Origin of the sequence: Rhodoplanes roseus (genome assembly GCF_003258865.1) — a bacterium.
GTDB classification, from domain to species: Bacteria; Pseudomonadota; Alphaproteobacteria; order Rhizobiales; family Xanthobacteraceae; genus Rhodoplanes; species Rhodoplanes roseus.
The window spans coordinates 1-6691 of record NZ_NPEX01000295.1 but is presented as its reverse complement, the minus strand read 5'-3'; the positions used below and the strand labels follow the sequence as shown (position 1 = coordinate 6691).

Genomic DNA, 6691 nt, shown 5'->3' with positions numbered 1-6691 from the left:
CGACCCGACGACCCACCTTGCCGGGCGCGGTCACAACCGCCACATCCGGGCCTGCGATCGGCAGGGACGGGGGGCGAGACATGGCGAGCACTCACGCGACCGGCACGGCCGGCCAGACCGGCACGGCTGGCCGCCAAATGGCCGGCAAGACCGTGGTGATCACCGGGGCGACCGGCGGGATCGGGCTGCAGACCGCGATGGCGCTGGCCGGCCGCGGCGCGCGGCTGGTCCTGGTCGGCCGCGACCGCGCCCGCGGCGACGCGGCCCTGTCCCGGGTCCGCCGCGCGGCGCCGGGCGTCGAGGCCGAGATCCACCTCGCCGACCTGTCGCGCCTCGACGAGGTCCGGGGGCTCGCCGAGACCCTCTCGGCGCTGCCGCGCATCGACGTGCTGCTCAACAATGCGGGCGGCATGTTCGCCCGCCGCGAGGTCACGGCCGACGGGCTCGAGCGCACCTTCGCGCTCAACCACATGGCCTATGTGGTGCTGACGCTCTCCTTGCGCGACGCGTTGCTGCGCGCCGCCCCGTGCCGGATCGTAAACGTCGCCTCGGAGGCGCATCGCGGCGTCACGCTCGATCTCGACGACCTGCAGTCGACGCGCGGCTATGGCGGATGGCCGGCCTATCGCCGCTCCAAGCTCTGCAACATCCTGTTCACCCGCGAGCTGGCGCGCCGCCTGGCGGGCACCGGCGTGACGGCGAACTGCCTGCATCCGGGCTTCGTCGACACCGGCTTCGGCAACAACAATGGCGGGCTGTACGGGCTCGGCATCCGGCTGGCGAAGCGGTTCTTCGCCCTGCCGCTCGACGAGGGCGCCCGGACCTCGATCCATGTGGCGACCGCGCCCGAGTTCGCCACCACGACCGGCGCCTATGTGGTGCGCAGCCGCGTCGCCGAGCCGTCCGCTGCCGCCCAGGACGACGACACGGCCCGCCGCCTGTGGGACGCGAGCCTGTCGCTCGGCCATCTCACCTGGTCGTGATCGTCCGCGGAGGACGAATGGTTAATAAAAATCAATCGAGACTGGAACCTTTGCTGAACCTCGCGGTTACCCCGTCCGACGAAGCGGGGGACGGTCGGTGAAAAGAAACCAGGTTTTCATCGATTTCGCGCATGGTCGCGCACCCGATCGGATCGAGGGGAGAGATCGACAGATGAAGGCAGCTTTCGTTCGTGGCGCCGTCGCGGCGCTGGCCATCGTGTCCATCGGCACCGGCATGGCGATGTCGGCACCTGCTGCGAAGACCAGCTTCGACGGCACCTGGAGCGTGGTGGTCGTCACCGAGCAGGGCGATTGTGATCGCGCCTATCGTTATCCCATCCGCATCAAGAACGACGGCAGCCTCGAGAACGCAGGCAGCACGTCCTTCGACATTTCCGGCAAGGTGGCCAGCGACGGCAAGCTGATCGTGCGGCTGAGCTACGGCGGCAAGAGCGCCACCGGCCAGGGCCGCCTGTCGGGCGCCGGCGGCGAAGGCCGCTGGAGCGGCGGCAGCTGCGCCGGCGTGTGGACGGCCGAGCGCCGGAGCTGATCCGGAGCGCCGACGGCGTCACGGCCGATCAGGCGCGCTGATTCGGAAAACGGCACCGAGAACGAGGGCAGCGGTCGGGAGAAATCCCGGCCGCTGTCTCTTTATGCGCACGGTTCGGTTGCGCGTGGGCTGCCGCGTCTCGGTCGACGTGCGGAGCGTCGAGCAGGAATGTTGTGGTGCCGACACACGCCGAGACACAATTCTCGACGACGTGTGAATAAAGGCGGGTCCGCCTTGTGGAACGCTCGGCTGCCGTCCGACAGTCTGTCCGGTGGCAGTCTCGCCACCAGCTCAACGAAAAAATCTGATCGAGGAGAACGCGGTGGCGGTCGTTCGGAAGTTGCACGTCTGCGCGTCCCGGTCCCCGGCGCCCGTCCGGTCGCTGCGAGCGCTCCGGGCGATTCTCGCGAGCGGTGTCGCCGCCGTGGCGCTGCAGGCCGTGCTGCCGGACGCGGCCGTCGCCGGCTGCACCGTGACGAGCGATCAGCCGATCGTGTCGAGCCAATGCGACAGCGGCTTCGTGCAGCTTCGCACCGGCACGGGCGCCACCTCGCTGACGATCTCCGACATGACGACGGTGGGCGTCGACATCGCCCCGGCGACGACGTCGACGACGCCGACCAGCCACACGCTGACCATCACCGGTAACACGGTCGTCTCCAACCCGGGCTACAGCGCGGTCTATTCCGAGACCTTCGCGCCGGGGCACGACATCGTCGTCAACCTCGGCTCGGGCGTCAGCATCACGTCGGTCGGCGGCTTCGGCGCCGTATGGCTGCGCAACGACGTATCGGGTGACATCACGGTCGACAGCGCCGCCACCGTGATGGCGACCGGCGGACCCGGCATCACGGCGACGACCAATCTCGGCGCCGTGACGATCACCAATTCGGGCAGCGTCACCTCGACCGACGACCGGGGCATCTACGCCGACGGCGGCTACAGCAACACCGTCCTCGAGCCCGTCACCGTCTCGGTCACCAACACCGGCACCGTGTCGGCCTACCTGGCCGGAATTCGCGTCATCGACTATCAGGGCCTCGCTCTCCTGACGAACTCCGGCACCGTCACGTCGACCACCCGGCAGGGCCTGGTCGCCTGGTCGGCGGCCGGCGACACGACGATCGTCAATTCCGGCACCGTCACGGCCCACGACGACAACGCCGTGCATGCGATGACCGAGACCGGCACCGTCACGGTGACCAACAGCGGCACCTTGCACGCCTACGACAACACGGCGATCGCCGATTCCGGCATCGGTCATGCCGGCATCTGGGCCGAGGCCGGTGTCTCGGGCGCCGTGGTGGTCACCAACACGGCGGCCGGCGTGATCACGGCGCCGAGCGATTTCGGCATCGTCGCGCTGAGCGCGTCGGGCAACGTCACCGTGACCAATGCCGGCACCATCACGTCGCGCGGCGGCATCAGTGCGGGCAGCAGCGACGGCGACGTGAGCGTCACCAACGCCGGCACCATCACGGCGACCGGGGCGACCAACCCGGTGGCCGTCGCCGTATCGGTGACGACCGGCACGGCGACGGTGACCAACACCGGCACGATCAACGGCGGCTTCACCGCGACCGGCGGCACCAGCAACTTCGTCAACCAGGGCACCTGGAACCTGCTGCCGACCGGCGTCACGACCGCGAGCTGGACGCTGGCCGGCACGTCGAGCTTCAGCAACCAGGGCTTGGTGACGGTCGCGGCCGGCGGCTCGGCGACCTTCAATGGGCTCACCACCTTCACCAACGCGGCGGCCGGCCAGCTCTCGCTCGGCGCCGGATCGAGCCTGAACCTGATCGGCACGACCTTCGTCAACGACGGCCGCATCGACATTGCGGCGGGCGCCAGCCTGTCCGCCACCACGGTGCAGATCGCCGGCTCCATGTCGGTGAACGGGACCATCACGGGCGCCGTGGTGGTCGACGGCGGCGGCGTCCTGAACGGCTCCGGCACCATCGGCGACACGACCGTGGCGAACGGCGGCACCATCGGGCCGGGCAACTCGATCGGCACCTTGAACGTGGCGGGCAACTACACCCAGGCCATCGGCTCGACCTATGCGGTCGAGATCGGCGCGGGCGGCACCTCGGACCTGATCCACGCCACCGGGACGGCGACGATCCTGGGCGGCACGCTCGCGGTCACCAGCTACGGGCTCGCCACGGTCGGCACCCGCTACACCATCCTGACGGCGGACGGCGGTGTCACCGGCACCTACGACTCGATCGCCAATGGCGGGCGAGTCTCGGCCTTCGTCAGCGCGACGGCCGACTACGACAGCAACAACGTCTATCTCGACACGGCGCTCACCCGGGCCTTCGCGGCCGCCGCCATCACGGCCAACCAGGCCGCCGCGGCGACCGGCCTCGGCAGCCTGGCCGGCTCGAGCGCGCTCTACAACGCGGTGGCCTTCCTGCCGAGCGACGCGGCCGCGCAGCGCGCCTTCGACCAGATCTCCGGCGAGATCCACGCCTCGATCAAGGGCGCCCTGATCGAGACCGGCGGGCTGGTGCGCGATGCCGCGCTCGACCGGGTCCGCTCCGCCTTCGACGCGGTCGGACCGGGCGCCGAGCGTGCGACGGTGTGGAGCCGCGCCTTCGGCACCTGGGGCACGGCGCATGGCGACGGCAATGCGCGCGCGCTCGACCGCTCGACCGGCGGCGTGGTGATCGGCGGCGACGCCGTCGTGTTCGACGACTGGCGCCTCGGTCTGCTGGCCGGCTACAGCCGCACCAAAGCCTCGGGCTCCGCCGGCTCGGCGACCGCCGACAGCTATCACGTCGGCGGCTATGGCGGCCGCCAGTGGGGGGCGCTCGGCCTGCGCGCCGGCGCCGCCTACACGCACAACGACGTCTCGACCTCGCGCGCCGTCTCGCTGACCAACTTCTTCGATGCGCCCACCGCCGGCTACGACGCCGGCACGACGCAGGGCTTCGCGGAGCTGGGCTGGAAGATTCCGGTGGGCCGCACGGCGCTGGAGCCGTTCGCCGCCGTGGCGCACGTCAATCTCCACACGGACGGGTTCACGGAGCTCGGCGGCGCTGCGGCGCTGCGGGCGGGCGCCGACGACACCGACGTGACCTTCACGACCCTCGGCCTGCACGCTTCGGCCGACCTCCCGGTCGGCGGCGGGCTCGCCAAGGCGCGCGGCACCTTCGGCTGGCGGCACGCCTTCGGCGACACGACGCCGTTCGCCACGCTGGCGCTCACCGGCGGCAGCCCGTTCTCGGTGGCCGGCGCGCCGATCGCCGAGAACGCCCTGGTGACCGATCTCGGGATCGACGTGGCGATCACGCCGGCCGCGACGCTCGGCGTGTCCTATCGCGGCCAGTTCGGCTCCGACATCACCGACCAGGGCGTCCGCGGCAATCTCGCGGTGCGGTTCTGAGGCGCGCGCCTCAGTCCCAGCCGCGGTCGAGCAGGCGACGCAGCGCGGCGACGTCGAGGTCCGCGATGCCCATGCGCTGAAGCGTCAGCCCGGTCTCGCGATAGGGCTTGCCCGTGACGACGGTCGCCAGCGTCACCACGGCCTCGCTGACCGGCATCGGCAGGCCGGCGAGGCGGCCGAGCTCGAGCAGCGGCACCAGGCCGTACGGGATGTCCTCGTTGAAGAAGCGGTGGTCGACCGTCTCGGGCGCGCGAATCCAGCGGTTGGGCTCGCTGTTGTGGAAGGTCGAGTAGGCGGTGCCGCCGGCGTGCCCCTCGGCGTTGGTGTAGCCGATCTGGAAGAAGTAGTCGGGCAGCGGATCGACCGTGCAGCCGAAGGCGGCCGCGACCGCCAGCCGCTCGGCGTCGAGCGCATCGATCATCCGGCCGACCGAGGGCGTGATGCCGTCGTAATAGTGGAAGTAGTCGCCGCCGGTCGATTCCACCCGGCCGATGTTGCACAGCAGCGCCGGCGGGTGATGCACGGCGTTGGTGTAGGGAAACACCGTGTCGAGCAGCGTCGGCAGCGGTGTGATGGCCGGGAACAGTTCTCGCATGCGCGACGCGAGGCGGTCGCGCTCGCGGGCCGGGAAGGCCGCGAACTTCAGCACGGCCGGCCGGCGCGAGATCTTCACCCGCTCCGGAGAAACCTTCCGGCAGATATAGGGCAGGGTGGTGGTCTCGCAGGTGACGGGCCGGGCGTGCCCGTGCCGGCGCAGCGTGTGCGGGATCAGCGTCAGCGTGTGGCCCGGCGCCGCGAACAGGATCTGATCGGGCGCGAGATGCGGCGCGATCAGGGCCGCGATGTCCTGATGCGCCTGGGTCGGCCCCATGATCAGCACGGCGTCGGCGCCGTCCATCGCTTCGGCCGCGTTCGTCGTGATCGTGTGCACCGGCACGAAGCCGTCGCCCAGCACGCCCTCGTAGGCGACGCCGCCGGCCGCCTGCAGCGGCGCCACCGTGGCGGGCGTGCGCCCGTACAGGCCGACCTCGTAGCCGCGCAGCGAAAAATCGGCCGCGGCCGCGCAGCCGCCATTGCCGGCTCCGATGATGGCGATGCGGCGGATCGGCGGGGTCTCGTCGGTCGCCGCGCTCATACGGCGACGCCGTATTTGGCCAGCTTCGCCTCGTCGACCGTGATGCCGAGGCCGGGGCCGTCCGGCACCACCAGCGCGCCGCCCTCGTAGACGAACGGCTCGGTGACGATGTCGTCGAGATACTTGTGGCCGGCGATCTTGGTGCGCACCGTCTCGGCCGTGGAGGTGACCGGGATCGTCCCGGGCAGCACGATCTCGGGCGCGGCGGCGGCGAGCTGCAGGTTGGCGGCGTTGCCGATGCCCATCTCGCCCGAGCCGTTGATGTCGGCGAGCATCCGATGGGCCCCGGCGACCGTCAGCAGCCGCTTTGCGCGCCACAGGCCGCCCGGCTTGGTATAATAAACGGACAGGTACTGTGCCGCCTTGTGGAACGCGATGCGCACCACGTCGCGCTCGGTCCAGGCGCTCTCGTCGGCCATCAGCGGCACCCGGGTGCGCGCCGCGATCTCGGCCATCTCCTCGACGCCGTCCACCGGCTGCTCGGCATAGACGATGTCGTGCTCGGCCATGCGCTCGATGGCGCCGAGCGCCTCCCGCCACGTCCTGTAGCCCTGGTTGGCGTCGACCCTGATCCGCGGCTCCGGGCCGATCGCCTTGCGGATCGCAGCGACGAGGGCGACGTCGCGCGCGAC

The 6691-nt window shown here is 70.8% G+C and carries 5 protein-coding genes; 3 read left to right on the top strand and 2 right to left on the bottom strand.

What is annotated here, in order from left to right:
• Positions 1–80: 80 nt before the first annotated feature.
• The 3 genes from CH341_RS26210 (at position 81) to CH341_RS26200 (ending at position 4924) form a co-directional block, all read left to right on the top strand.
• Entirely contained in the window at positions 81–983 is a 903-nt protein-coding gene (locus tag CH341_RS26210) for an SDR family oxidoreductase (protein ID WP_245431260.1), read from the top strand.
• Between the two features lie 172 nt (positions 984–1155).
• Positions 1156–1533, top strand: a complete 378-nt coding sequence (locus CH341_RS26205) for a hypothetical protein (protein ID WP_245431259.1) — start codon at positions 1156–1158, stop codon at positions 1531–1533.
• Positions 1534–1957: 424 nt separating this feature from the next.
• Positions 1958–4924, top strand: a complete 2967-nt coding sequence (locus CH341_RS26200; RefSeq protein WP_146604629.1) for an autotransporter outer membrane beta-barrel domain-containing protein — start codon at positions 1958–1960, stop codon at positions 4922–4924.
• Between the two features lie 10 nt (positions 4925–4934).
• Here CH341_RS26200 and CH341_RS26195 read toward each other — a convergent pair whose 3' ends face one another.
• Positions 4935–6059, bottom strand: a complete 1125-nt coding sequence (locus CH341_RS26195; RefSeq protein WP_111421904.1) for an NAD/NADP-dependent octopine/nopaline dehydrogenase family protein — start codon at positions 6057–6059, stop codon at positions 4935–4937.
• A partial coding sequence (locus CH341_RS26190; protein WP_281023652.1) for a mandelate racemase/muconate lactonizing enzyme family protein occupies positions 6056–6691 on the bottom strand: 636 nt, incomplete at its 5' end. The genes CH341_RS26195 and CH341_RS26190, both read right to left, overlap by 4 nt.